Source organism: Parachryseolinea silvisoli (assembly GCF_021190955.1).
Taxonomy (GTDB): Bacteria; Bacteroidota; Bacteroidia; order Cytophagales; family Cyclobacteriaceae; genus Ohtaekwangia; species Ohtaekwangia silvisoli.
Window position 1 is genome coordinate 1,768,666 of sequence record NZ_JAIOAO010000001.1, and the last position, 25,588, is coordinate 1,794,253.

The following is a 25,588-nucleotide window of genomic DNA, read 5'->3' on the forward strand; positions in this document are numbered from 1 at the left end:
AGTGCCATGAAATCAGACCCGATAAAATCACTCGACCCACGCGTCGGTCGGCTTCCCCAAACCGACAACCCAACCAAGCAACCGTTGGATCAATTCAGCACCTTTGAAGTCTTTGTGCAGCCGGCGCCCGGCAAACCATTCCGCCATGAAGGCCCTGTACATGCACCCGGTCTTGAAATGGCCTACGTACTTGCCAAAGAAGCTTTCACCCGCCGCTTCACGTGTTCATCACTCTTTGTTGCCGACACGCACGACGTCCATGTCTTCGCACCCGACGAGCAGGCGCTCCCCACCGATGACGCTGCCAGCAAAGCCATGACGCCATCCACCTTCGAGATATTTCAACTCACCAAACGTGGCAAACAATCGGTGCAGACCGGTGCGATCGAAGCCGCATCGCCGCAACAAGCACTTGCCCTCGCGCATCAGCAATGCACGGCCATGCCCTATGCCTTCTGGGCAATTGACCGTCGCGCCATTCGCTTTACCGCTTCAGAAGAGCAAGATTTCTGGCAAACCTTGCCCGATAAAAAATTCCGCGATGCCGCCGCTTATAAAGGTGGTGAGAAACTACAACGTTTTCTCGACGCCTCGCGCTAACCCATCCGCATACCATGACTGCCCTGAAAGAACTTCTGTATAAGATCGCCGACGACCAGCTCATCATCGGTCACCGCAATTCAGAATGGACCGGATTCGGTCCTTTGTTGGAAGAAGACATTGCATTCTCCTCGATGGCCCAGGACAAAGTGGGCCAAAGCTATGCACTCTATCAGCTGCTGAACACGCTGGGTGAGCCGCCGCCCGATACCGTGGCCTTTATGCGCGAGGCGTCGTTGTTTCGTAATTGCCAGTTGGTCGAATTGCCGAACGGTGAATATGACTTCAGCCTCGTTCGCCACTTCTTATTTGATACGGCGGAAGCGCTGCGCTTCGAGATGCTCATACAGTCTTCGCATATCCCCCTGGCGGACTTAGCGCGAAAGATCCGTGGCGAGCTGCGGTACCACACCCTGCACGCCAACACGTGGATCCGCCAGTTGGGCTCAGCCACCGAAGAAAGTATTACACGGCTGCAACAGTCGCTGGAATTTGCCCTCCCCTATGCCCTGGGAATCTTTGAACCTTCGCCTTACGAAGATGCGCTTATCGATCAACGCATCTTTGCCGGCGAGCAAGCGCTGTATACACGCTGGCAGGAAGTAGTGGAAGATGTACTTCGGCCCACGCAGCTATCGCTTCCCGCCTGGGGAAGTATAACGCCGCGCCTGGGCGGCCGGCAAGGTCAGCACACCGAGCACCTGACCTCCCTACTGGATGAGATGTCAGAGGTGTTTCGCATTGACCCGGCAGCGGAGTGGTAGGTCTTACCCCAGACTGGTTGGCTTCACGCCAAACGTGCGTTTAAAAGCGGTCGAGAAGTGATTGGCATTTTTATACCCTACGAGGTTGGCCACCTGGTGTACATACATTTTCTGATCGGCCAGCAAGTACCGCGCATGCTCCATTCGGCGCGTGTGGATATGGTCAAAGACCGTTGTTTGAAACAACTCTTTAAAGCCCTTCTTCAATTTGAATTCATTCAGTCCGAACGTACGCGAAAGGGAGCGTAGCGACAGGTCGCTGGCAAAGTGTATATCGAGATGTTCGCGCAACGCATAAAACGTGTCGCGGTCTGCGGGGCGCAAAGTAGGTGTGCGCGGAGTGTTACGCATAACGCTGCCGGCGAATTGTGTCAGCTGCAAGGCCACCAGTTCCAGGATCTTCGCTTCGATCATTAGTTTTCCCAGGGTGCCACGCAGCGGGTTGTTGCAAATATGTTGGATCACCTGCGACATTTCCAGTTTCAACTCGGCGTCGCCTTGTACCACCTGTTCTTTCTTTAGCAGCCGTTCTTTCAGCTGGGCCATCCAACGCTCCTGGTCGCAGAGCAAGCCGGTATAATAGGCGCGATCAATCGAGAGGTGTAAGACGTTTACTTTGCCTGGTATCGTCAAGGTATAGGCGGTCTCACACGAATGTACGACGTGGTGGCGGCGTGTTTGCAGGCCTGTAGAGAAACCGCTACCCGGCAGGTATAGCCCAATATTACCGTCCAGCGCGGCACAGACGTTCAGGCTGTGGAGCATGTGCTCGTCTTCAAATTGAAAACCCACGGTGCTTGTCAGGTCCGCCTGAATGTTGGTCAGGCGGTAATGATCGCCCACCAGCAGACGCTCTTCCCAGCGGCCCCATGTATGGTCGCTCGCGACGCGACGGATAAAACCAAATTCATCCGTCTGCGGTGCTGTGCGCAGGCAGGAAAGAACATCATTATACGAAAGGGTCTGTTGTGCGGTGATCATGGGTGTTTCGTGTAGTCTGTCAACGTAGGAAATGCTCCGTATAACGGAGCATCACAGGCAAGGTTGGGCAAACTCCATCATTATGTAGGAGCCGTAAGAACCTGTATAGCAACATTGTAAAAGCATTTAACCAGGATATTCCGTTTCGCGGAGGGATCGCTCCCGCTGTCGTACAACAGCGAGCCCCTCGCCCCGTATATCTTGCAACCCATTAAAAAACACATACAGACATTATGTTTCGCAAGATCATCAAGATTGCCGGCATCATCCTCGGCGTCATCGTTGTTGTCATCGCAGGTTTTTTCACAAAGGCCTATATCAGCGTAGAAGGGCGCCGTAACGCACAGTACACCCTGGACGTGCAGCAAGTACCGATCTCGACCGACTCCGCCATTCTCGCGCATGGCGCACGACTGGCCAAAGCCAAAGGTTGCACCGAGTGCCACGGTGTCGACCTGGGGGGCAAAGTTTTTATAGACGATCCCGCACTCGGCCGCATCGTTGCCGTGAACCTGACCAAGGGCAAAGGCGGCTTATCCGGTTATACAAAGACGGACTGGATACGCGCCTTAAAGCACGGTGTAAACCGCGAAGGCAAACCACTGCTCATTATGCCCTCGGAAGAATTTACGTTACTGACCGAGCAAGACATGGGCGCTATTATTTCTTACTGCGCACAAGTGGCGCCGGTGGACCGTGAGTTCCCAGAAAGCAGCAGCCTGGGACCGCTCGGCTATCTGCTGACCGATCTGGGTAAGCTCTCCCTGTTCCCGGTCGAGAAGATCGACCACAACCGCCCACTGGTAAAAGAAGTAAAAGCGGAAGTATCACTGGCATATGGTAAATACCTGTCGACTTCCTGCCAGGGATGCCACCGCGAAAATATGAAAGGTGGGGATCCGATTGCGCCTGGGTTCCCGCCGGTGATGGACATCTCCTCGAGCGGACGTCCGGGTAAATGGAATGACGAGCAGTTCATCGCCACACTGCGCAGCGGTACAACACCCGAAGGCCATACGCTGAACCCGGCGGAAATGCCGTGGACGATGGCTAAGGAGTTTACAGATCTCGAGCTCAAAGCCTTGCACCTGTATCTCAACAGCTTGTAAGAACGTCTATGGCATTCCGGTACAAAACCATTGATAACCCGGTGACCGGCCAAAGCATAACGTTCTTGCAAACGCGACGCGATACCAACGGCACCCTGCTGGAAATGGAAGCAACCTACGCACCAGGGTCACACGAGCCTCCTTCGCATTATCACCCCGCGCAGCAAGAATATTTTCAAATACAGGCCGGTGAGCTTACGGTACGGGTACACGGCGTCGAAAAAGTATTGCGCGCAGGCGACAGTCTGCACATTTCCGCGAACGTACCACACGCCATGTGGAATGCCGGAACCATCGAAACGATTGTCAACTGGAAAGTACTGCCGGCCATGCAAACCGAGTATATGCTGGAGACCATCACCGGTCTGGCGCGCGACGGAAAGACCAATGCCACCGGCATGCCTTCATTGCTCCAGACTGCATTGATGCTCGGGCATTTCTCCCGTGAGCTCCGGCTCACAAAGCCACCCTATGCCGTACAGTGGATCGTATTTAAAATAATAGGCAGTATCGCCCGCCTGCGCGGCCTTCGCCCTTTTTACACACACTACCTCGACTGAGTAAGCCGCCTGATAGGACGTGTTTTACAGCGGTTGAACCTGCTCCCAAGGGCCCCTACGCCTGGCCCCGGAGCGGGTTCTTTTTTTTGCCTCCGGTGTGTTATCTTTACCCAACGACCGAACACCCTTGGCAAGCGACGACGAAAAAAAATTCATCGACCTGATCAACCAGCACCAGGGGCTCATTCATAAGATTTGTTTTATGTATGAGCACGACCCTGAGGTTCGCAATGACCTGTTCCAGGAAATTGTGTTGCAGCTCTGGCGGTCGTTCCCGTCGTTCCGCGGCGAAGCCAAGATCACCACCTGGATGTATCGCATCGCCCTGAACACTGCCATCTCCGGCTTCCGCAAGCAAACGCGTTTGCCCCGCACCGAGACCATGCAGGAGGTACATATGAACATCTCCGACGCCTGGACTGGCGACGACCGTGAAGAAGACTTTCAAAAGCTGCAATGGGCCATCCGGCAGCTCTCAGAGATAGAGCGCGCCATGATTATGATGGCCCTGGAAGAAATACCCTACGATGAGATCGCAGAAACCATCGGCATCACCCAAAACAACGTGCGGGTACGCATGAACCGCATCCGCGAAAAACTCCGAAAATTTATGCTCCCGTAACATGGAAGAACTGGATGAACTAAAAAGTCTATGGCGCCACAACGACGCGTCCTTCCAACCGAAGAACGAAGCGGAAATTGCGCGCATGCTCACGGGAAGTAGCCGCTCCATCGTCGACAAGCTTAAACGCAGCGTATGGTTTGAGCTGATCGTCACGCTGGTAACGGGCGTCGTATTGCTGTCATACGCCCTCACGCTGTCAAGCGGCGCACTGAAGTGGACATCGGTAGCCATCCTGGCTGTCTTTACGGTATACACGATCTACTACATCAAAAAGATCACCATGCTCAACCGTTTCAACCCGGCTACCGAAAACCTGCGTGAAACACTCGAACGCCTCACCGACAACCTGTCGAGCTATCTAAAAGTATATAAAAGCAGCTATACGATCTTGTATCCGATGTACTTCGGCCTGGGATTGCTGTTTGGCGCCCTGGAACGCGGCATGGATAAATTCATTGAGCTGCTGGTACAACCCCGCACGTTGGTATACCTGGCCATCCTGGCAGGCGTCTTTTTCTTTTGCAGCACGTGGCTGGCCAACTGGTACCTCAAAAAACTATACGGCAACCACCTCGAAAAACTAAAAGGCCTGCTACACGATCTGCAAGAGAAATAAGCAAGACAGGGCGGCCGTTCAGGGTGCGCCAATAATAGCAATCAGATCTTCGACGAGATCAGAAGCATCGATCGTGGAATCGTTCGAGGCAATGATAATAATAGTTTCAGTTTCGGGAAAGCTACACGTTACCGCTGAAAAGATTCCGTTACCCCCATCGTGCCAGTATAGCTGGCCCAATGTGCCGCTGTCGACGACCCATCCATAGCTATAATAGCCTGATCCTTCATCTTCCTTCACGTATGGAGTCAGATACTTCGTTAATGCGCTTTCATCCAGGACCTTCTTTTCGTTTAGTGCTCTTATCCAATGATACATTTCTTCCACTGTCGTGAGGATGCCTCCATTTGCCCTCAGATGCCAGCCAGGCCCATCGTTCATCCAGGGCTTTTCGGTGGGTTTTCCATCAAGGTCCCCGTTCCGGTAACCCACTGCTAGTTGGTCCTGGAAAGAATTATTCTTGAGCAGGATGTACCCGGTTGCCTCCAGGCCTGCCTGGTTAAATAAATGAGCTCTCAAGAACGATTCATATGTTTGCCCGCTAACATCTTCGAGGACGATTCCCAGCAGGCTGTAGCCCACATTCGAATAAGAATAGCCGGACCCTGGCGCGAATTTTAGTTTAGACGCTAACGCCAGATCCAGAAATTCATTTCTACCGATGAGATCGTAGTCGTCTCCCAGGAAATCTTCAAAACCCGCGGAATGCGTCAGCAGCTGATGTAGCGTGATATTGGCTTTACCTTCCGGGACGTTTGTAAAAAAATCTGACAGCTTCTGCTCTACCGTTAGAAGCCCGAGTGTTTCGGCTTTCACTATGGCAGCACCCGTAAATTGCTTCGTGAGCGATCCGAAATCGAAAATGGTTTCGGGAGTATTGGCAATTTGCTTCTCCTTATCAGAAAAGCCATATCCATCACGCAACAACAGATCACCTTTATGCGCTACCAGTATACTTCCCGAAAAACCTTGTTGCTCGTAATGCTCCATTTGATCCTCGAGCTTCTGACGAAGCGAGCGGGGTTCGTCGTCCCGGCAGCTCATGGCACAGATACCGAAAGCCAGAATAATCAGTTTTTTCATCTTCAACTATGTTCGTTATACTAATGTTTCAATGTGTAAACGGAGAAACTATAGCCGGCAAAAGTACCAAGACCGTTCTCGATGTTCGTGGCGATCTGGACAGGCTCCGACAAGTTGCCCTCTTCTTCCAGCTCGTGTTGAAAATCGGATGTTCGTAAATACTCGTAATACTCCCGGGCAATGGACTTTAACACAAATTTTATATTCTGATCTTTTTTCAGATCGATCAGCATAGGTATTATGAAAAACTTCAGTGTAACCAATTCTCCATTAAACCCTTCATCGCTGAAGTAAATGTATTTTAATCCATCGATCTGCTGCGGGCCGCCAACAATATCAACATCCGTATTACCGCTTGTGTTCACTTTGAGTTCTTCCACCAACACCTCATTCAGGCTTCCCTGAAGGTCGTCATCGGTGCAGCCACTGCTGCAGTTCTGTACGAGAATCTCAAGCGAATAGAAGTTTGCCGTTTCGTGTGGATCGGCCAGCGATATCTCCGCAGGATATCCATATTCGCCGGAGTTGACGTATTGAATCGTTTCTGACATGCGGGCACTGGATATGCTCACAGGCTCCGGAATGCGACTTGTGGCTGAAAAGCTTTGCTCGCCCTTCGTTGTTTCAAAACTATAACTATTCTGTTCTACGGGTATGGTATTGCTCCTGTAGGCTCCTTGCTGATCGGCTGTAATTTCCTCAACAAACTCACCGTTCTTCAGAATTCGTATTGCAAGGTCCCTATTTCGCTGAATCGTTTCTGTCTGCAGCACCGGGATGGTATTGAAGACATCGATTTTTAACGGGCTTCCTGGCCGAAAGAAGGAGTATATTACGAGTCCAGACCCGTTATCGGGGAGCCGGGGATCAACCGTCGTTTCGCATGAAAGCAAAATGACAAGAAGTAAAAACATCAGGCTACGCATTTTCTAGAATTTAAACTGGTAACTAACATTTGGAATTAAAGGAAAAATCGAAAGTTGCCGGAATTTCTTATTCAACCGATTCTCATCATTAAGTTCAATATAGATCGGGTTGAGTCGATTGTACGAATTATACAAACCAACTACCCACTTTCTTTCGCCCCAGCGTGTTGCTTTCTTAAAGCTGATACTGAGATCGAGTCTATGATAATCTTTCATCCTCGACGAGTTCCGACCAGGATAATGTTTTATATAATCTTCATAACCTGCCTGATTCGAATCCCAGATAGCCTTCGGGTACGTGGAGGTTGGCAGCGTAACGGCATTGCCGGTGCTGTACACCCACACTGCGCCAATGTCTATTCTACTATTCACGGCAACATTGTATACAACAGACACATTATGCCTTCTGTCATAGCGATAAGGAAAGGGCTTCCCAAAATTCAGATTATCAAATTCTCTGATGGACTTAGACCATGTATACGAAAGCCACCCGGTAAAACGCCCGGATTTCTTTTGAACAAAAAACTCCGCACCATAACTTTTACCCGATCCGAACTCAACCTTATTCTCCCATCTACTATCGATATCCAGAAAGCCCGCGCCATCCTTATATTCGATCAGATTGTTCATCCACTTGTAATACCCTTCCACAGAGATTTCGATGTACCTGTAACCGGATGACAATCCTAACGCTACCTGGTCTGACAACTGAGGCTTAACCCGCTCCGTAGAAGGCACCCACAGGTCAGTGGGCAGCCCTATTCCTGAATTCACGAGGAGATGAATGTATTGCGCCATCCGGGAGTAAGACGCTTTTACCGAAAGCGCGGAGCCGAGCCTCTGGCTGAGTGTTACACGGGGTTGCCAGGAAGTATAGGTCTTTGACCCCGCACGTGCGGCAGAATAGTGAACGCCGATATTTGCCCGTGTAGCATTCGACAGCGACACTTCGTCCTCAGCATATACATACATCTCATCGAGGCCAATTTTTGTAGACCCGAACGTTGTATCCGCCTGGATATGAGACCGGAAGTTTGAGACACCGGGTCGCAAGGCGTGATGAACAAGATTGGCTCCGAATTTTATCAGGTGATCGTTATTCAGAAAATAGTCGAAATCCATCTTCAACCCGACATCACGGATGTTTGAGTAGTATTCGTTGTCCCTGTAAATATCAGGCGTATTCAGATCGTCCGCGTATTGGTAGTTGACCCTCGTACCAAGCTCAAACTGATACCGGGTATAGGTAGCCGTCAGGTTGCTAAAAAGCCGATCGGTGTATTGATGGTTCCACCGTAAGGCCGATGTTATGTTTCCCCACTGTATTTCCGCATGCTCATCCTCCTTCACCCCTTCGTTATCGTAACTGTATTCATCATATAACTTGTCCCGTCCCGAATAAAAGCTTGCGTAGACCCTGTCCTTAGGTGACATGATGTGATTCACTTTTGCATTTACATCCCAGAAACTGCCACCAACAACCCTGTCGCTGCCTGATAGTTTCGCGAGTGGAACAGCAAAGGCATCGATGTACGTCCGCCTGGCTGACAGCATGAACGAAGTTTTTCCTTTGTTGATGGGGCCGCTCACCGTGATCTTCGAAGCTACCAGTCCGATCGCACCTTCGCCTTCCAATTCGTGAAGATTCCCTTCCTTCATCTGAATGTCCACGATTGACGAGAGACGGCCTCCGTACCTGGCGGGGAAGCCGCCTTTAATTAACTCTACGCTATTAATAGCATCTGCATTGAAGACAGAGAAAAATCCAAAAAGATGATTTGCATTGTAAACAGGTACTCCATCCAGCAGGATCAGGTTTTGATCCGGACCGCCGCCACGCACGTGGAAGCCTGCAGTACCTTCTGTGCCGGCCTGCACACCCGGCAGCAGCTGCAATGTTTTCAACATGTCTGTCTCTCCCATGAATACGGGCAGCTTCTTAACCTGATCTGGCGAGAGTCTAACGGTACTCATTTCAGCCAGCTCGCGGGCATCCGCTCCGGATATGAGCACTTCAGTCAATATATTGTTTTCCCTGGAAAGCGTAATTACAAATCCGTCCTCTGCCTGACTTACAGCCAGTTTCTGATAGGCATATCCAACAAAACTGACAGCAATCGAATCACCTGATGTGTCCAGACTAAAAAAACCAAACGTATTGGTAGCAACACCTTTACCGCTCGTAACGTCCACGACATTAGCACCCACCAGGCTTTCTCCGGACTCGGCATCACGCACAAATCCGCTTACATTTTTCGTTGTGTTACTACGCTTTCTAAAGATCAATAGATCACCTCTGCGTACGACCTCAATTCCATACTGGGCAAGAAGCTTTTCCAGTTGCATCGGGTCGCTTAGGTTGACATTTTCACGTACCGTTAGTGCAATATTGACCAGTCTCCCCGAATAAGAGAATTTAAATTGCGTATGTGTTTCGAGATAAGAGATCAGGTCACTGAAACGCTCTATTCTTACCTCTTTACTTTGCGAATACACGAACGACGTTACGACCGAGAAGGAAACAAAAAATAAATATCTAGTCGCCCTTACCATAGATGTATATTTTATTTGCGTCGCGTTTCCATTCAACGTCAAACGTTTCCTCGATGATCACGAGAATATCATCGATTGTTTCGTATTGAATTTCTGCAGTCAGGGTCATGGAGGCGATAGCGGGGGAAACCTCCACCTTTTTAGTAAAGAGCTTCGAAAGTATCTCAGCAACTTCTTTAAGCGATTTCATTCTTAAGATCAACGTCTTTGAATACCATGCAAAGTCATTGGCATTCCATTCTACCCGTGACAGCCCGCCGGTTGGAGAAATAGTCCCTTTTTCCCCGGCCGCTAAAGTCAGAAATTTGTTATTCGCGTGAAGCTGCACATTTCCGGAACGCACTGTAATTTCAGCAAGCTCGTCTCTATAGCGCACATTGAAGGAAGTGCCCACGACGATCACCTCATGGTGTCGCAGGGTTATGATAAAAGGCTTCCCTTCGTCCTTTTGTATATTGAAGAATGCTTCTCCTTGCAGCGACACGCGCCTGTTTTTTCCACCAAAATCATCTGCTACTTCCAACCGGCTCGTGTAATTTAATGTTACGGATGATCCGTCCGTTAAACCTATAGCAAGTTTTTCATGATCACTCGTCCTAAACCCGCTATTGGTGTTCAGCCACGCTACTATCCCCATGATGATCAACACGGATGCTGCCGCCAACCAGTAAACGTTTTGCCTGATGCGTTTTTTACGAGTATCGCCATCCACCGTCAGGAGTATTTCTTTCCAGGATGTTTCTTTCTCCTCCTCGGAAATGAATTTTTTCAGCGGCATTTCCATTTCAAGTATTTTTCTTTCAAAGTCGATATCGTCCTTATCTTCAGCCATAACCGTTAGGAGTTTTTGTTCAGAGATTCTAAAAACAACACTTTATGAGGAGCCAGTTTTTCCTTGAGCTTTTGCAAGCCGGCACTGATATGTTTCTCAACCGTTTTTACCGAAACGTTAAGCGTTTCCGCTATTTCATCATACGTGAGACCATCTTGCTTACTGAGTATAAATACTTCCCGGCATTTATCCGGTAAACCAAGGATAGCAGATTCTAATAAATACTTGGGGAAATGCTGATCATGTATGGGATCATTCTGGTTAACGGGGATTTCCGGCACGGCTCTCACAAATTTCTTGGTATCTCGTAAATAAGTAATCGATTTGTTTTTTATCGCATGAAATGCAAAGACTTCAAATGAATCGATATGACCAATCCTTTCCTTCCATATATCTGCAAAGAAATTTTGGACAATGTCTTTTGACTGCTCCTTATCTTTGGTAATGGTATAAGAATATTTTACCAAAGGGATAAAATGACACTCAAACAATCTCCTGAAATCTGCTATTCTTTCCATACAATTCAGACATAAGACCCATGAAGATCGCTTCTCCCTACTCTTTTTGTCGAAAAAATTTCGATTACGCTCAAACTCACCAAAATTGCCTATTTGTGATGAACTGAAGCCCAAAAAGTGGTGAATCAATGATATTTAACACGACGACCACACCAACGAAAAGGCCTGTGCTTTGCAGCACAGGCCTAAATTCCCTCTAAAATCTTAACTTGTATTTCGGAATACCAGGTCTCACCGCCGGATTGCCCGCAACCGCTCCTCCGCATTGGCAGCATATTCATCAAGCCCCTGCCGCCACGCTTCCTCGGCGTACGCCTTCAACAACCGGTACGAGTTTGTATTCACCTGGATCGCTTCCGACAGAATGGTATAGGGGCGCGTATCCTTCGGATTATGGCGACGGTAATAATCCGCTGCCGCCAGAATCCCCTCCTCATAGTACGGGTTATACCGGGCCAGTACGGCATAGTGCTGGCGTGCCTTGGTAGTGTCGCCGTTTGATTCGCTTAGCAGCGCAGTATAGAATATCTTTTCCAGCGGGCGTCGGTAGTCGAACGTAACGCCTTTATTGATCTGGCCGGCCAGCGCACGCAGCTCGCGGCGGGCGGCGAGCATGCGAAGCTCAAAATGCTGCACGTCGTCATATAACAGTGCGTCGGTCAGCTCCAATCCGGCAATGCGTTGAAAGAGTTTTATAGCGGGTATAAATTCCTCCGCCTGGTAATAACGGCGGCTCCTGTCCAACAGGGCTTGCGCCTTATAGTTTGCATTCTCAAACGTATTGGCCAGCCTGTCGAACAGGGCGGAGTCTGGCAGGTCTAAGCGGTACCGGCAGAACTGGTACTTCTCAGCGTCGTTTAGTTCCAGGGCGTATTGTACCGGCAACATCAGGATCTTCTGGATGCTGGCGGCAATGGCGCGCTGGTTCTCGTCCGGGCCGGTTGACACCACGTACCACGCGGCTAACGCTTCGGGACTGCGCGCTTCGGTCAATGCAATGGCATTGTAAAACTTGGCGTCCTTGTAATCGTAGGTATCGGCATACGTAAAATAGCTGGAAGCACGCTCCGGGTCGCCTTGATCCAGTGCCCACAGGCCCATAATGTAGTTAAACTTGCCCTGATGAGCCTGGCTGAGGTAAACCTGCTCGGCCAACAACTGCAGCGCCCGCGCCACATTGCCCTGGTGGTAAAACCCATACGACAGTGTTGCCTTTAACGCTTCACTATACGAAGCATTTACCGAATCGGCCGCGAGGCGATAGGCGTCGTTCAGGAACGTAGTGTCCAGCGACCGCACGTGGTATAATATATAGTTATTCAACAGCGTCGCCGTTTGAAGATTCAGCATCGTATTCGCCAGGGGGCGAATGTCTTGCCGCAGGGTGTCGCGGTAGAGTGATGCGAGCGCCAGCGCATTGGCCAGCGTGCTGGGCGCCCCGGCACCAAACGCGCTAAGCGTAGAATCGGTTTTAAAGAATGGAATGCGCTCGGCAGCGACCAGGGCAAAGAAGTTGGTCTCCGCGGCATCTTTGGACACGGTTTTTTCTTTCGCCCGGCTCAGGTATACCAGCGACGAATCGATGTTGTGTGTGGCGGTATACGCACGCCCCAGGTTGTTTAAGATCGGTCCGGAGTTGGGAAGCTGCCGGCGTGCGAGCCGTAAGGACTCAATGGCCCCAAATGTATCGCCTTGCCACGAAAGCAAGTTGGCGGCATTTGCCAGCGAGTACGGCGTGGGATTCACCAGATTGGCAGCAGCGTAGTGCTGCTGCGCGCCTTCAAAGTCCAGCTGTGCTGCCTTCATTGTGCCCAGCGCATAGTGGGCACGGTTGCTGTACGGAGCATAGTGGCTGGACTGCTCGTAAAACGACTGGGCATACTGCTCGTTGCCCAGCTGTGCGTACAAGTCACCCGTGGCATTGTAAAAACCCGCCATGCCATTGTATATATACGCATGCCAGTCGGACACAAAGACAAATCCGAGCATGGCGATGGTTCCGGCCAGCCGGTAGGTGAAATACGGCATGCGGTTAGGCATGTACAGTACCTTGTACACCTGCATGCTGCGGGCCATCATCAGAATAAAGTTCGAGAAGATATAGGTCACAAAAATGACCCCATACGCAGTGTGGCTAAAAATGATTGCATCGCATACGATCTCCAGTGCCGGGCCGTTGGTATTGCCCAGCAGCTGACCCACGGTAGCAAAACAGATCGCGCCCAGCGCGAGATAGAAATACGCACCGGCAGGCCGGAACGCGATGATGCCCGCATAGATCGGCTCGCGGTGGCGAAAGCCCCAGATCCCCAGCACCGCCGACACGGTCAATAGCAGGTACAGGTTGATGTATACAAAATTCCAATCGATCAGCTCCAACCGGTACATACACGTGATGACCAGGTTGGCAAAATAGATCAGGCTGATGATACAGAAATGGCGCAGGCTTTTGGAAGAGCCGCGGCTGGTGATGAACAGGAACCCTGCAAAGATTTCGTGGGCTACGAGTATAATAAATAACACCGACAGCACCAGCGCGGGTGCATAGGCCGTTACCGCCAGGTGATGAAACGGTTGCTCCACCGACGACAGCATAGCAACCAAACCACCCAGTACTGCCGTGATGGTGGCAAACACCAGCAATCGCAGGCCTGGCGAGACATGGGCAGCAAACCGTGCAAAGTAAAATGCCGGCACGGTATATACTATCAGCACAACAACGATGGGGATGCGATTATACTGCCCCACTAGTCCCAGTACTTCCAGTCGCAGCGCGACCAGCAGTAAAATAAAAATACCCATGGCCACCAGGAACCAGAAACGTTCCATTGTACTGATAACGGTGATCAACACAGTCAGGCCCATGGCCAGCACGGCCAGGAAAATGTACGACGCCGTCGTGTTAGGGGTCAGCACGCTGCCGTTGAAGTAGTCAAAGACAACGTAGCTCTCGGCGGGCACCTGCAGTTGAAACGGTCCCAGGCGGAAAATATGGACATTAGTCTCGACGACCTTTTGCTCTTGTACATTGTCCCACGTCAGTATGCCGTCCAGGCCCTGAAAGTAGGAGAACCACAAAAAGATCAGCGAGGCAAAGAAAAGCAAGGCGGCTCCATACCAGAAGCGACGTTCGCCCTGGGGCCATAGTTTCCAGAAAAAGCGGGATTGCATGTAGCGGGGTTATTCCAGTACCTTCGGTACGCGGAAGTAATCGGAGTCTTTCTTGGGTGCGTTGCGCAAGGCACGCTCGTGGCTGAGGTGTTCTTTTACTTCGTCCTCGCGCAATACGTTAATCTCATGGCTCATGGTGGTGAGCGGTTCGACGCCTTCCGTATCGACTTCTTTCAGTTTCTCTACCCAGTCAACGATGGCCGTCATATCCTGCATCATCTTGGCAGCGTCTTTCTCATCAAATTCGAGACGGGACAGGTGAGCGATTTTATCCAATAGTGCGCGGTCGATCTTCATAGTTGTGAACGTTTGTGGGCTGCTGAGCCGTGGTCTTTCCCTGTAGCTGCTGTCGCAATTCGGCGGCAATAACGGCAAATGTTCGTTCACGAAGCGTGCCGATGTCTTCTACCGTCAGACCGGTTGTTTCGATCGGCTCGTGAAAGATCACGTGCAGCGGATGCCACCGCAGCAGGAATTGATCCGGCGGCAAAATTATCCAATTGTATGGAATCGTGACAGGCACGATGGGAATTTGTTTCTCGATGGCCACCCGGAACGCGCCATCCTTAAAACGCGCCAGAACAGGCTCCTTGAGCGTGATAATCCCGCCTTCCGGAAAGATTACCAAGCTTTTACCTTCGTCTATTGCCTCCAGCGACCGTTTTACGGAGGTATACCGGCTGCGCATGCTCTGGCGGTCTACCGTGATGTGCAGGCGCTCGTACATGTAGCCAAACACGGGTATTTTGGTAATACCACTCTTGCCCACAAAAATTGCATTCAGGTGGTTGAGGCCCATGGCGGGAATGTCGATGTACGAAAAATGGTTGGGACAGAAAACATACTGGCGTTTCGGGTCCAGTGGCTGCCGGTACACCACCCGGTAGGGCATGCCAATAAAAAGAAACATCAGCCGCGCCCACCAGCGGTTAAAGACACCCACCAGCCGGAACGTACGGGGAAATAATATCGGAATTGCCAGCAATGGGCAAACGAGCGCGAACAGCACTGAAAAAATCAGTACACCATATACGGTATGTGCCCACCGGACTACTTTCATACGTACTTACGAAGATAACACATTCAGGCCATTTGAATGATACATCGCTCCGTCCGCAGCATCTCTGTCGCCTGACTGAGGTCGACGGTGGACTTGGCATCGTCCATTTCCTCTTTCATCTTCTGGCGGATCTCTTTCATGCGCATCGCCTCGATAAACCGACGCACCTGTTCGCCATCCTCCAGGATCAGCGGTGGTACCGTTACGGGCTTGTCGTTGTCACCTTTGGCCACCATGGTGAAGTACGACGAGTTGGTATGCTTGACCGTACCCTGTTTGACATTCTGCGATTCTACGCGTATACCCACGATCATCGACGAGTTGCCCACATAGTTTACCGACGCGTGCAGGGATACAAGCTCGCCTACCTCTACGGGTTGTAAGAACTCCACCTTGTCGACGGTAACGGTCACACAATACGTGCCCGCGTGGCGGCTGGCGCAGGCGTAGGCCGCCTTGTCCATGAGTGAAAGTAAAATTCCGCCGTGAATCTTGCCGCCAAAGTTGGCGTACGCGGGGATCATCAGTTCGGTAATCGTAGTTTGAGAAACCCGTACAGCTTTGCCTGTCATAGTCACAAATGATTCGGTAAGTATAGCAATGAAGTTATTAAATTCTTATGGTATACGGCGCATTGCCCAACGCAGCCGGATGAACAGGGCCGTCGCGGTGAGCGTAAGGCCTACCACCAGCCCCCACCAGATGCCGACCGGTCCGACGCCGGCGCGAAAGCCCAGCCAGTACCCTAACGGTAACCCGATGGCCCAGTACGACAGGAAGATAAACAGCGACGGGATCTTTACATCTTGCAAACCCCGCAATGCCGAAGCGCACACGACTTGCATGCCATCGGAAAGTTGAAATACGCCCGCGATGATCAGCAACGTAGCCGCCAGTGGCACGACGTCGGCGTCGTGTACATACCAGGTGGGCAGGACCTCGTGGAACACCACAAAGATCACCGCGCAGATACTCATAAACGCCATCGCCATGGCAATCAGCGTGTACGTCGCCCGGCGCATATTGATGCCGTCCCGGCGCCCGAGGTAATAGCCCACGCGCACGGTGGCCGCGGCGCCCAATCCGGCAGTAGTCATATAGCTGAGCGATGCCAGGTTGAGGGCGATTTGGTGTGCGGCTTGCACACGGGCACCGAACCACCCCATCATGACCAGCGAAAAGTCAAACGCAGCCGCCTCGAAAATAAACTGCACACCGCTGGGTATGCCAATGCCCAGCAGCCGGCGGAATAGCGGCTGTGAATACCCGCCTGTGCCAAAGCCGGCGCGAAAGCTGCGAAAGAAAGGCAGCGCATATACCAGTGCCGCCATGGCCAACGCCATAAATGCCCGCGACGTGAACGTAGCCCACGCCGCACCGGTAAGGCCCAGCGCCGGCATACCGAAGTGCCCATAAATAAAAACATAATTGAGCAACACATTCAGCGCGTTGGCCGCCACCATGACGATGAGGGCCACACGTGTGTTGGACATGCCTTCCGCAAATTGTTTGAAAGTCTGGAAAATCATGATGGGCACCAGCGACCAGGCCACAATGTCGAGGAAAGGCAACGCTTGCGCTACTACGACATTGGATTGCCCCATATAATACAAGACATTTTTACCAATGGACACCACGCCCACCAGTACGAGCGCATTCAGCACATTCACCACCAGGCCGTGTCGCAGTACCGCCACGATGGTAGTCTTGTCGCCGGCACCGTGCGCGGCGGCTACGAGTGGCGTCATGGCAAACGACACGCCAATGCCAAACAACATAAAGACGTTAAAGACAACCAGCGCGAGTCCGGCGGCGGCAAGTGACGCTGCGCCCAGGTGACCGACCATCATGGTGTCGGTTACGCCCATGAGTACGTGCCCGAGGTTACTCAGCATCACTGGCAACGCCAGGATAAGGTTTTCCCGGAAATGCGTGCGTAAGGTCATGCCAGTCCCTTTGTGCGGGCCAGTGCCAGCAGACCGACCATGCTCATACTGTCGGTTATCTCACTGCGCATAACCATATCAACAGCTTCTTTTAGCGGCAACCGGCGCACTTGCAAATCGGCTTCACTTTCTTCCAATGCCCGGGGACCGGTCTCCAGCTCTTCGGCCAGGAAAATAAATCCTCCTTCGTCGGTCACGGAATTCGACGTGTGTACTTTCACCAACAACGACCACTTGCGGGCGATGAGCCCCGTTTCTTCCCGTAGCTCGCGTTGCGCGGCGACGAGCGGGTCTTCACCGGCTGGAGCGCCCCCTTCGGGAATCTCCCAATGAAATTCTTCCAGCGTGTAACGGAACTGTCCAACCAGCCACGTGTAACCCTCGGCGTCCAACGCCACAACGCCAATGGCAATATTCTTAAAATGTACCTTGCCATAAATGCCGCGACCACCGCCGGGGTTTATGACCTGGTACTCGGTTACGTTAATCCACGGGTTGTCATATTTTTCTGCGCCCGACAACGTTGTCCAGGGGTTTGCACGCTTCTCTGCCATAAAAAACTCGTAGCCGGCAATATATCACATTTTTTCTGCGCCCGACTTTCCTTATTTTTACCCCGCTCATGTTACTTGCCTCCTTTTCCGACGACCATATTGAAGCTGGCTGCGATGAAGCCGGACGCGGCTGCCTGGCAGGGCCGGTCGTGGCGGCCGCCGTCGTGCTCCCAAAAAAATACAAACATCCGCTGCTAAACGATTCCAAACAGCTTAGCAAAGCCGAACGCGAACTATTGCGCATCGATGTGCAACGCGATGCTCTGGCGTGGGCTGTCGCAGAAATCAGCAACGAAGAAATCGACACCATCAACATTCTGAATGCGTCGTTCAAAGCCATGCACCACGCCATCGCACGGCTCACGGTTACGCCTACGTTACTGCTCATTGACGGCAACCGGTTTGTGCCGTACCTGGACATCCGTCACGAATGCATTATTAAAGGCGACGGCAAATATTTGGCCATCGCGGCGGCCTCGATTCTGGCTAAAACTTATCGCGACGACCTCATGACATCCCTGGCTGCGCACTATCCCGGTTATAGCTGGGAGACCAATGCCGGCTATCCCACCGATGCACATCGCAATGGCATTCGCGCGCAGGGCATCACACCCTACCACCGCAAATCCTTTACACTTCTTCCCGAGCAGCTCGAGTTGTTTTAAGGCCATCCGCGCCGGTCACCACTTTCCGGTGAGGACCAGTCTGAACCGTGGAGGCCCTTGATCAACCTTTCATCCTGAAAACAATTTCTCTGCCCACCCGGATACTTCTATATTGAATGCCAACAACCCTCGTCATGAAAAGAATTTTACTGATACTGCTGATGCTTCCCGCTGTGCACACACACGCACAAACGGTTCCACCGGCGTATGCCGAAGCCATCAAACTACTTGACTTTTGGTTTGATGCGCAGACCGATTACGACAGGCTGCCCGGCATTTCAGTAGGCATTGTAAAAGATCAGGAGCTGCTTTGGAGCAAAGGCTATGGCAAAGCGGATATAGCCAAAAAGACCCCTGCCGACCCCAATACACTTTATAGCATCTGTTCTATTTCCAAGTTGTTTACCTCTGTGGCGGTGTTGCAATTGCGCGACGCCGGCAAGCTGCGCCTCGATGACGAAGTGGCGTCGCTCCTGCCGTGGTTCTCCATTAAACAAGCACATCCCGGCAGCGCGCCCATCACCGTACGCACCTTGCTTACCCACTCTTCAGGCTTACCCCGCGAGATTGATTTTCCGTATTGGACCGAAAACAACTTTCCTTCGAAAGAACAGATCGTCGAGAAGATAAAACAACAGCAAACACTTTATCCGGCGTCGACATATTTTCAATATAGTAACCTCGGCATTTCGTTGCTGGGCTATATTGTTGAACAGGTAAGTGGTATGTCGTATACACAATACGTGGAAGAACATATTCTGCGGCCGCTCAAGTTGCTTCATACACATACAACATTTCCTACAGGGGAAACAGAAAAGATCGCGAGTGGTTATAGTGAATTAAGCCGCAAGGGGGAGCGCCGGCCGATACCGCGGTTTGACACCAAAGGCATTACGCCTGCGGCGGGGTATACTTCTACCGTAGAAGACCTGGCACGCTTTGCGTCGTGGCAGTTCCGGCTGTTGGAAAAAAATGACGGCACCGAGATATTGCGCGCTTCCACCCTCAAGGAAATGCAGCAGGTGCAATACATGGATCCCAATTGGAAAACAAGCTGGGGTCTTGGTTTCAAGATCACCCACACCGACAACAAAACCTTTGTAAGCCACAGCGGTTATTGTCCAGGCTACCAAAGTCTCATCATCCTCAGTCCGCAAGACAAGCTTGCGTTTATTGTATTGATCAATGCCATCGGCACCGATCCGAATAAATACTTTGAAGGTATGCGTGCCATGCTGACCAAAGCATGCGAAGACAAACCCACCGACAAAGTGGATACTACGTTGGTGCCGTTCTGCGGACTTTACGGCGGCCAGCCGTGGGGCTCGGAGGTTGCGGTATCGACCTGGGGTGATAAGCTTGCCACCATGTTCCTGCCGTCAGATAATCCGAAGCAATCGCTGATCTTATGGAAACGTACACAGGACAATACATTCCGCCGCATTCGCGACGACGGCGAGCTGGGCGAGGAATTATATTTTGAACGCGATAAAGACGGACGGATCCAAAAGCTGTGGTGGAATAGCAATTACCGGTATCGGCTCAAGTAAGCTATCTTTGCACCATGTGTCTGGCATTCTTTGCGGTGGGCATCCACCCAACCTATAAACTTGTTGTCGCCACCAACCGCGACGAGTTCTATCAACGCAAAACGGAAGACGCCCACTTCTGGGCAGATCATCCCACGCTTGTCGGCGGCCGCGACCTGGAGGGGGGTGGCACGTGGATGGGCATGACACGCAGCGGGCGCATCAGTCTGCTGACCAACTACCGCGACCCGCTGCACATCGACCCGCAAGCGCCCACGCGTGGCGCATTGGTGTCCGACTACCTCATCGGCACCGAATCACCCGACGCCTACCTGCAACACATCGCGCAGAACGGCAAACGGTATAATGGCTTTAATCTGGTGATGGGCCACCCCGATCAGCTTTGGTATTACTCAAACTATAAAGAAGGCGTGGACAAATTGCCTCCGGGATTCTACGGCCTCAGCAACCACCTACTGGAAACACCGTGGCCAAAAGTCGTACGCGGCAAAGAAAAGATCAAGTCTTTATTGCTCCAGCAGACCCTCCACCCCGACGAGCTGTTCACGGCACTCTATGACGAACACCGCGCGCCGAAAGACGCATTGCCCGATACAGGCCTTACGCTCGACCGCGAGGAAGCCCTGTCATCGATGTTCATCAAGACCGGTAGTTATGGCACCCGGTGCTCGACGGTGGTATTAGTCGACCACCACAACCACGTGCGATATACCGAACGTGTATATGACCTGAGGACGTTCGCCTACCGGCAAAACGATTTTACATTTACGATCGATCCGAGGGAATAATTTACAATTTTGTAACCATATCCTGCGTACATTAATGCCGCTAACTGCCGGGCAGTTACCACTTTGCAATGTCAATAGATGAAAAAAAAGGATAAGACCCCGGCCCTGTTGAAATTTGTGCGTTGGGCATACCCGCGTGTTGAGAAAATTGCGCCCGGCCTTGCCCACCGCTACTTTGTGCGATTGTTCTTCCAGCCCGTGCGGTATCCCTTGCCGGAAAAAGAAAAGAAGGCCGAGTCGTTTGCGCAGCCATTCTCGTTTGAAGCCGCTCACAAACGTATTCAGGCATATGCCTGGGGACCGGCGAATAGTCCGTATGTGTTGCTGGTGCACGGGTGGTCCGGCCGCGCCACACAATTCCGGCGTTTTGTAAAACCCTTGCTGGCCAAAGGGTATTGCGTCATTGGCTTTGACGGGCCCGCACACGGCCGCTCTCAAGGATCAAAAACCCACATCGTCGAATTTGAGGAAACGCTTCAAAAGATCGTTGCGTTGAAAGGCGTACCTGACACCGTCATCGCCCACTCCTTTGGCGGCGGTGCGGTGCTGATGGCCGCCATGCACGGGTTGCCCATCAAAAAGCTTATTAACATCTCCAGCCCCACCATCGGCGACGAGATCATCAACACGTATCTGCGCGCCATCCAGGGCTCGCCTGCTACCGGTACTTTCTTTAAGGAATATGTGCTGCGTGCCTATGGCAAGCCCTTCGACGAATTCACCGCACTGCATTTTATCCGCCACCTGCCTACACCGCTGTCGCTGATGTTGGTGCATGACGCCAACGACCGGGAGGTATCGCTGGCACATGCGGAGGCGCTCATACGGGAATACCCGTCGGCCAAACTGTTGCGCACGGAGGGCCTCGGCCACACCCGCATTCTAAAAGACAACGAAGTGATCCATGCCTGTGAAACTTTTATCACCACTCCGTCGTCTCACTAAAAATATGACTTGTAATTCTGCCGTTAAATCGTCAACTAATATCCAGCATGAAGATCATTGAAACCAGCCACCTGTCCAGGATGTATAAAATGGGCAGTAACATCGTAAACGCTCTACAGGATGTGACCATTTCCATCGACAAAGGCGAATATGTGGCGTTTATGGGGCCATCTGGTTCCGGGAAGTCAACCCTGATGAACATTGTGGGATGTCTCGATACCCCCTCCAGCGGCACCTATCGCCTCAACAACCACCTGGTAAGCGAAATGACCGAAAACCAGCTGGCCGAGGTTCGCAATAAAGAGATCGGCTTTGTGTTTCAAACCTTCAACCTGCTGCCGCGCGCGTCGGCACTGGAAAACGTGGCCCTGCCGCTGATCTATGCGGGCTATGGCAAAGCCGAACGCGAAGAACGCGCCATGGCCACCCTCGAAAGCGTAAACCTGGCCGACCGCTACCATCACAAACCTAATGAGCTCTCCGGCGGTCAGCGTCAGCGCGTCGCCATCGCCCGGGCCCTTGTCAACAACCCGTCTATCATTCTCGCCGACGAGCCCACGGGTAACCTCGATACCAAAACGTCGTACGACATCATGGACCTGTTCCAGGAGCTACACGACCAGGGCAACACCATCATCATGGTAACACACGAAGACGACATTGCCCACTATGCCCACCGCATCATACGCCTGCGCGACGGGCTCATTGAATGGGATAAAAAGAACGATGCCATCAACCGCCGGCCGGCCGTCGCCCACGCATGAAAATCTATACCAAAACGGGCGACCAGGGCACTACCGCCCTGTTCGGTGGAAAGCGCGTTTCCAAAGACGACCTCCGCATTGATACCTATGGCACCATCGACGAGCTGAATTCGTGGATCGGCCTCGTCCGCGACCAGGAAGTAAACCAGCCACGCCACGCCACACTCGTCGAAATACAAGACCGCCTTTTTACCATCGGCTCCATTCTGGCCACCGAGCCCGGCAACACCAAAGTAAAGATCCCCGCACTGTCGGAAGCTGACACACAGCAACTGGAAAAAGAAATCGACACGATGGAGGCGGGACTTCCGCCACTGCGTTTTTTTGTACTGCCCGGTGGGCATCAGGCCGTTTCGTTTTGCCACCTGGCCCGTACGGTATGCCGTCGCGCCGAGCGCCTGGCCATCAGTTTGCACCACACAGAAGGTGTACCTTCGGAAGTAATAAAGTACCTGAACAGGCTTTCGGACTATCTCTTCGTATTGTCACGTCAGATGACGCAGAACCTGAACGCGCCCGAAACACCCTGGAAACCCCGCATGTAAGATCAATGCGGAATAGACGGCGGAAACAGCAATATACCGCACGTAAAGTTCAGCACGCTGAGGATGGCGTCAATCAGAAAGATCCCCAACATGGGCCCCTTCCATACCGGCCACAGGTAGCGTTCCCCCCGCGCCTGACGAATGGCCAGCTGCAGGTTAAAATAAAACTGGCTGCCGTGCGCCACACCAAAGATCATCAGCGGTATCACCACCTGCAGGGGAACATCCCACAGCTCGGGATGCAGCACTAATAACAGCGAATACAACGCCAGCGCCAGATTCATGCCGCCGAGAAACCGCAGGGAGTGAATTAACACCGCAAAAGAAGCTTCATACCGGTCTCGCCAGGGCACCAACAGCCGCGCTGCACGCTGCGGCCGGATGCTGAAAAACCAAAACGCAATAGCAAACCAAACGGTATTGAGGGCCAGAACAATCATTAAAAAAAGGTCCATGCCGGTATAGTGTGGGGTAATGGTAAGGGACAAAGAAACGCAAATCCCAAATCATTTTTGGGGAAATGTTATGTTTACCTCTACAATTGCTATTTTACAAGCCTTGGATCAAGCAACACAATACACGTATAACCCAGCCCTATATACCTGTAAACAAGGTTGGCCCGGTACCCCCATCGACGGGACAGGCCGGTTCATGAACCATGAATACCCCTATATACCAGCCTTATCGAATGTATTAAAATGGAAGTTTGGTCCTAAACCGCAACAGCAGGAGAAGCAAGCTGACACGTTCCGGCTTAAGACTCACCACGACACCCATTTCATACATGATACAACTGACTGCATCGTATGGCTTGGACATGCCTCTTTTTTTATACGACTGGGCGGTATAAACATCCTGATCGACCCGATATTTTACGATATACCCCTCACGCACCGCTATACGCCCGCTCCGGTTGTGCCCGAAATGTTACCGCCCCTGGACTACCTGCTCATCTCGCATGACCACCGCGACCATTGTCAGGAAGAGTCTATCCGGCGCATCCGGGCCTTGCATCCGTCAGCCGCCATTCTCACAGGCTTGCAGATGGAAAAGCTGTTGCGGCCCTGGGCCGGGCGAGGCCCTATCCAGATGGCAGGGTGGTATCAACAGTATCTGACAAGTCCCACCGTGCATATATACTTTCTGCCGGCGCGCCATTGGGCAAAGCGCGGCATCCGCGACACGAACAAAAGGCTCTGGGGTGCGTATGTATTACAAAGCGAGCATCATACAATATACTTTAGCGGCGATACGGGCTATGGCAGTCACTTTGCCGATGCGCGGGCGGTTTTTCCGGGCATTGATATTGCGATCATCGGTGTAGGGGCGTACAAGCCGGAATGGTTTATGCACCCGGTGCATATTTCGCCAGGCGATGCGGTGCGGGCGTTTCATGATTTGGGGGCGAAGGTGTTGGTGCCGATGCACTATGGAACGTTTAATCTGAGTGATGAGCCAATTGGGGAACCTGTGCGGGTGTTGAGGGAGTTGGAGAAGGAAGGGGAAATACAGGGGACGTTGAAAGTTCTGGATCTGGGAGAGAATTATACAGTATGACTATATGAAAAAAGAAATACGCGTACGTTGCTGGATTGATCTCGATGGTGAAAAATTCTTTGGCCCCGGGCGGGCCGAGTTGTTAGAGCTTATTCAGGAGTCCGGCTCGATTGCGCAGGCGGCCCGGCAAATGGGCATGTCTTACAAGAAGGCCTGGGTCATGGTGGATGAGATGAATACCCGTGGACGCAAGCCGTTTGTGGTGACGCAAAAAGGCGGCCAGCAAGGCGGCTATGCCGAGGTGACGGAAACTGGCCGCAAAGTGGTGGCGGCCTACCAGAAAATGAACAAACAAGTGCAAGCCGTCGTTGACAAAAACAAGGACCTACTTAAACTTCTATAGGCATTGCCCCACGGTTATCTACTCCAGCACGCGCCGTATATAGTTGATCTGACCTGTATGATACGCCAGGTGTGCCAATAAGTGTAACAGGAAATATCCCGTCGTCATCTCAAAACCTAAAACATCCTCCGGATATCGCGCCTCCAAATCGTCGCTTTTTAGCTTTTGCAACGTACTGGTTACATGTCCATGTGTCGTACGTACCATGCCCAGTAGTTCCGGAAGCGGCAGGTTACGACGAGAGAACTCCCTGGGCCGATCGCGGATATAGTCTATGCCGCCGAGGTTTTTGCCGATATAGGTAGTGAGGTTTCCGACCAGGTGCAGCCCGAGGTTGCCGGCGGGGTTTGCAATCTGTCCGGTAACCCGCCACAGGTTTTCTTCCTGGCGAAACGTGGAGAGCTCTGTTTCAAGTCGCCGCAGGTCGCGGTCGTATAAATTAATCAGGTTTTCGAGCATAGCGATACGATCAATAATTGGTCTACCGACTTGAAATATACCAACCGCAGCCCTTCCCTCCTCAAAAAAGTCGG

28 protein-coding genes are annotated in these 25,588 nt (G+C 51.9%); 14 read left to right on the top strand and 14 right to left on the bottom strand.

Translation table 11 applies throughout. The annotated features are described in order from the left end of the window. Window positions 1–6 precede the first annotated feature (6 nt). Window positions 7–600 carry a phenylacetic acid degradation b gene (locus K7P01_RS07320; RefSeq protein ID WP_267291372.1) on the top strand — a complete coding sequence of 198 codons (594 nt, stop codon included), beginning with the start codon at window positions 7–9 and terminating at the stop codon, window positions 598–600. Between the two features lie 14 nt (window positions 601–614). After that, window positions 615–1,364: a 1,2-phenylacetyl-CoA epoxidase subunit PaaC gene (paaC, locus tag K7P01_RS07325; RefSeq protein ID WP_267291374.1), complete on the top strand. Its 750-nt coding sequence runs from the start codon at window positions 615–617 to the stop codon at window positions 1,362–1,364. Between the two features lie 3 nt (window positions 1,365–1,367). Here paaC and K7P01_RS07330 read toward each other — a convergent pair whose 3' ends face one another. Next, the gene (locus K7P01_RS07330) at window positions 1,368–2,345 is read right to left on the bottom strand and encodes a helix-turn-helix transcriptional regulator (RefSeq protein WP_267291376.1); all 978 of its coding nucleotides are present in this window, start codon (window positions 2,343–2,345) and stop codon (window positions 1,368–1,370) included. Window positions 2,346–2,578: 233 nt separating this feature from the next. On the opposite strand from K7P01_RS07330, the gene K7P01_RS07335 reads away from it, so the two are divergent. The 4 genes from K7P01_RS07335 (at window position 2,579) to K7P01_RS07350 (ending at window position 5,255) form a co-directional block, all read left to right on the top strand. Beyond that, window positions 2,579–3,454 carry a cytochrome c gene (locus K7P01_RS07335; RefSeq protein WP_267291378.1) on the top strand — a complete coding sequence of 292 codons (876 nt, stop codon included), beginning with the start codon at window positions 2,579–2,581 and terminating at the stop codon, window positions 3,452–3,454. Between the two features lie 8 nt (window positions 3,455–3,462). Beyond that, window positions 3,463–4,014, top strand: coding sequence for a cupin domain-containing protein (locus K7P01_RS07340; RefSeq protein WP_267291380.1), 552 nt, complete (start codon window positions 3,463–3,465; stop codon window positions 4,012–4,014). A gap of 127 nt (window positions 4,015–4,141) precedes the next feature. Beyond that, entirely contained in the window at window positions 4,142–4,636 is a 495-nt protein-coding gene (locus K7P01_RS07345; protein WP_267291382.1) for an RNA polymerase sigma factor, read from the top strand. 1 nt (window position 4,637) lies between these two features. Then, window positions 4,638–5,255, top strand: coding sequence for a hypothetical protein (locus tag K7P01_RS07350; protein WP_267291384.1), 618 nt, complete (start codon window positions 4,638–4,640; stop codon window positions 5,253–5,255). 18 nt (window positions 5,256–5,273) lie between these two features. On the opposite strand, the gene K7P01_RS07355 is transcribed toward K7P01_RS07350, so the two are convergent. The 11 genes from K7P01_RS07355 to K7P01_RS07405 form a co-directional block, all read right to left on the bottom strand. Then, window positions 5,274–6,338 carry a serine hydrolase domain-containing protein gene (locus tag K7P01_RS07355; RefSeq protein WP_267291386.1) on the bottom strand — a complete coding sequence of 355 codons (1,065 nt, stop codon included), beginning with the start codon at window positions 6,336–6,338 and terminating at the stop codon, window positions 5,274–5,276. A 20-nt stretch (window positions 6,339–6,358) separates the two neighbouring features. Next, a complete protein-coding gene (locus K7P01_RS07360) occupies window positions 6,359–7,252 on the bottom strand; it encodes a DUF4249 domain-containing protein (RefSeq protein WP_267291388.1) in 894 nt (297 codons plus the stop codon). 15 nt (window positions 7,253–7,267) lie between these two features. Then, window positions 7,268–9,817, bottom strand: a complete 2,550-nt coding sequence (locus K7P01_RS07365; RefSeq protein WP_267291390.1) for a TonB-dependent receptor — start codon at window positions 9,815–9,817, stop codon at window positions 7,268–7,270. After that, a complete protein-coding gene (locus tag K7P01_RS07370; protein WP_267291392.1) occupies window positions 9,801–10,649 on the bottom strand; it encodes a FecR family protein in 849 nt (282 codons plus the stop codon). The genes K7P01_RS07365 and K7P01_RS07370 overlap by 17 nt, the downstream gene beginning before the upstream one ends. Window positions 10,650–10,654: 5 nt before the next feature. Further along, on the bottom strand, window positions 10,655–11,167 hold the full coding sequence (locus K7P01_RS07375; RefSeq protein ID WP_267291394.1) for a sigma-70 family RNA polymerase sigma factor: 513 nt from the start codon (window positions 11,165–11,167) through the stop codon (window positions 10,655–10,657). A 231-nt stretch (window positions 11,168–11,398) separates the two neighbouring features. Continuing rightward, a complete protein-coding gene (locus K7P01_RS07380; RefSeq protein WP_267291396.1) occupies window positions 11,399–14,338 on the bottom strand; it encodes a hypothetical protein in 2,940 nt (979 codons plus the stop codon). A gap of 9 nt (window positions 14,339–14,347) precedes the next feature. Then, window positions 14,348–14,635 (bottom strand): Asp-tRNA(Asn)/Glu-tRNA(Gln) amidotransferase subunit GatC, encoded by a 288-nt coding sequence (gene gatC / locus K7P01_RS07385; RefSeq protein ID WP_254086164.1) that lies wholly within the window; start codon window positions 14,633–14,635, stop codon window positions 14,348–14,350. Next, a complete protein-coding gene (locus K7P01_RS07390; RefSeq protein ID WP_267291399.1) occupies window positions 14,607–15,398 on the bottom strand; it encodes a lysophospholipid acyltransferase family protein in 792 nt (263 codons plus the stop codon). The genes gatC and K7P01_RS07390 overlap by 29 nt, the downstream gene beginning before the upstream one ends. 23 nt (window positions 15,399–15,421) lie before the next feature. After that, a complete protein-coding gene (locus tag K7P01_RS07395; RefSeq protein ID WP_267291401.1) occupies window positions 15,422–15,970 on the bottom strand; it encodes an acyl-CoA thioesterase in 549 nt (182 codons plus the stop codon). Window positions 15,971–16,015: 45 nt separating this feature from the next. Next, window positions 16,016–17,344: an MATE family efflux transporter gene (locus K7P01_RS07400; protein ID WP_267291403.1), complete on the bottom strand. Its 1,329-nt coding sequence runs from the start codon at window positions 17,342–17,344 to the stop codon at window positions 16,016–16,018. Continuing rightward, entirely contained in the window at window positions 17,341–17,898 is a 558-nt protein-coding gene (locus K7P01_RS07405; RefSeq protein WP_267291405.1) for an NUDIX domain-containing protein, read from the bottom strand. The genes K7P01_RS07400 and K7P01_RS07405 overlap by 4 nt, the downstream gene beginning before the upstream one ends. A gap of 68 nt (window positions 17,899–17,966) precedes the next feature. On the opposite strand from K7P01_RS07405, the gene K7P01_RS07410 reads away from it, so the two are divergent. The 6 genes from K7P01_RS07410 to K7P01_RS07435 all read left to right on the top strand — a co-directional run bounded on the left by K7P01_RS07410 (window position 17,967) and on the right by K7P01_RS07435 (window position 23,155). Then, a complete protein-coding gene (locus tag K7P01_RS07410) occupies window positions 17,967–18,563 on the top strand; it encodes a ribonuclease HII (protein WP_267291407.1) in 597 nt (198 codons plus the stop codon). Window positions 18,564–18,697: 134 nt separating this feature from the next. After that, window positions 18,698–20,113, top strand: coding sequence for a serine hydrolase domain-containing protein (locus K7P01_RS07415; protein WP_267291409.1), 1,416 nt, complete (start codon window positions 18,698–18,700; stop codon window positions 20,111–20,113). Window positions 20,114–20,127: 14 nt separating this feature from the next. Beyond that, window positions 20,128–20,901 carry an NRDE family protein gene (locus K7P01_RS07420; protein ID WP_267291411.1) on the top strand — a complete coding sequence of 258 codons (774 nt, stop codon included), beginning with the start codon at window positions 20,128–20,130 and terminating at the stop codon, window positions 20,899–20,901. 78 nt (window positions 20,902–20,979) lie between these two features. Continuing rightward, window positions 20,980–21,846, top strand: a complete 867-nt coding sequence (locus K7P01_RS07425; RefSeq protein WP_267291413.1) for an alpha/beta hydrolase — start codon at window positions 20,980–20,982, stop codon at window positions 21,844–21,846. Window positions 21,847–21,893: 47 nt separating this feature from the next. Continuing rightward, complete coding sequence (locus tag K7P01_RS07430) at window positions 21,894–22,610, top strand: ABC transporter ATP-binding protein (RefSeq protein WP_317987605.1); 717 nt, start codon at window positions 21,894–21,896, stop codon at window positions 22,608–22,610. Next, window positions 22,607–23,155 (top strand): cob(I)yrinic acid a,c-diamide adenosyltransferase, encoded by a 549-nt coding sequence (locus K7P01_RS07435; RefSeq protein WP_267291415.1) that lies wholly within the window; start codon window positions 22,607–22,609, stop codon window positions 23,153–23,155. Before K7P01_RS07430 ends, K7P01_RS07435 begins: the two co-directional genes overlap by 4 nt. A 2-nt stretch (window positions 23,156–23,157) precedes the next feature. Here the strand turns inward: K7P01_RS07435 and K7P01_RS07440 are convergent, their stop codons facing one another. Next, a complete protein-coding gene (locus K7P01_RS07440; RefSeq protein ID WP_267291417.1) occupies window positions 23,158–23,610 on the bottom strand; it encodes a hypothetical protein in 453 nt (150 codons plus the stop codon). Between the two features lie 196 nt (window positions 23,611–23,806). Here K7P01_RS07440 and K7P01_RS07445 point away from each other — a divergent pair, with 196 nt between their 5' ends. Both K7P01_RS07445 and K7P01_RS07450 read left to right on the top strand, forming a co-directional pair. Continuing rightward, window positions 23,807–24,712: an MBL fold metallo-hydrolase gene (locus tag K7P01_RS07445; protein ID WP_267291419.1), complete on the top strand. Its 906-nt coding sequence runs from the start codon at window positions 23,807–23,809 to the stop codon at window positions 24,710–24,712. A gap of 4 nt (window positions 24,713–24,716) precedes the next feature. Beyond that, the gene (locus K7P01_RS07450; RefSeq protein WP_267291421.1) at window positions 24,717–25,055 is read left to right on the top strand and encodes a winged helix-turn-helix domain-containing protein; all 339 of its coding nucleotides are present in this window, start codon (window positions 24,717–24,719) and stop codon (window positions 25,053–25,055) included. 18 nt (window positions 25,056–25,073) lie between these two features. Here the strand turns inward: K7P01_RS07450 and K7P01_RS07455 are convergent, their stop codons facing one another. Further along, the gene (locus K7P01_RS07455) at window positions 25,074–25,514 is read right to left on the bottom strand and encodes a DinB family protein (protein ID WP_267291423.1); all 441 of its coding nucleotides are present in this window, start codon (window positions 25,512–25,514) and stop codon (window positions 25,074–25,076) included. Window positions 25,515–25,588: the final 74 nt, after the last annotated feature.